Source organism: Acidisphaera rubrifaciens HS-AP3 (assembly GCF_000964365.1).
Taxonomy (GTDB): Bacteria; Pseudomonadota; Alphaproteobacteria; order Acetobacterales; family Acetobacteraceae; genus Acidisphaera; species Acidisphaera rubrifaciens.
This window is the reverse complement of record NZ_BANB01001099.1, coordinates 1-382: the sequence shown is the minus strand read 5'-3', so window position 1 is coordinate 382 and position 382 is coordinate 1. Positions and strand designations below refer to the sequence as shown.

Annotated in this window: 1 protein-coding gene; it reads left to right on the top strand. The window is 58.6% G+C overall.

All coding sequences use genetic code 11. The features are described 5' to 3' along the window. Positions 1-382, top strand: a 382-nt coding sequence (locus B8460_RS22635; RefSeq protein WP_048863427.1) for a hypothetical protein, incomplete at both ends; no start/stop codon positions are given.

The following is a 382-nucleotide window of genomic DNA, read 5'->3' as shown; positions in this document are numbered from 1 at the left end:
TGGCGCCGCTGGCCCCCGCGTTCGATCATTTGTCGCATTCGGTAGTCAATCTGGTTGATGACTTTCTGAGCGGCCCTGTCGTCAAACAGGCGGTTGACGATTTCGCCGGTTGGCTGTCCAGCCCCGAACTGAAACGCGACATTGATGCGTTCAAAGGTTACCTGGGGTCGAAGGACTTCACGCACGACATGAAGGCGTTCATGTCGGACTTTGAGCAAGCGTTCTCCGGGTTGCTGCCGGACGTTGAGGCGGCGATGAAGAACTTGCGCACCGTCATTCACTTTCTGGCGCAGCCGCTGCCGAAAGAGTTGGACATCTTCGGCATGAAAATCCCGCTGGCGCCGGACGTGGGGAAGACCGATCAGGACAGTCCGGGCTTCGC